The organism is Lacisediminihabitans profunda (assembly GCF_008040105.1).
Classification (GTDB): Bacteria; Actinomycetota; Actinomycetes; order Actinomycetales; family Microbacteriaceae; genus Lacisediminihabitans; species Lacisediminihabitans profunda.
Genome location: NZ_VRMG01000087.1, coordinates 1 through 292, shown reverse-complemented (window position 1 = coordinate 292; position 292 = coordinate 1). Strand labels below are relative to the sequence as shown.

Below are 292 nucleotides of genomic sequence, written 5' to 3'. Positions count from 1 at the left end.
CTTTTGAAGAATGCAAATGCTGAGAACAGCATCACACCTTCAAGGAATGCTAACGCTGCTGTAGCTTCCAGAGCATCGCCAGAAGACGCTTGTTCATCAATCCATGCAATATGCTTGGACAGATCTTCGTCACGCTTCCAGGTGGTGTAGAACTCATCTGTAGCCAGATCCAGTGACTGATTAATCAGATCATAGAATGGGGCATGAGAGTTCAGCTCAACCATAGCGAATACAGCACAGGCACGTTGAACATGAGGACGAGGGAACAGACGTTGAATACGTCCACCCCACA

The 292-nt window shown here is 47.6% G+C and carries 1 protein-coding gene; it reads right to left on the bottom strand.

The features are described 5' to 3' along the window. A partial coding sequence (locus FVP33_RS19170; RefSeq protein WP_222706804.1) for a ferritin family protein occupies positions 1 to 224 on the bottom strand: 224 nt, incomplete at its 3' end. Positions 225 to 292: the final 68 nt, after the last annotated feature.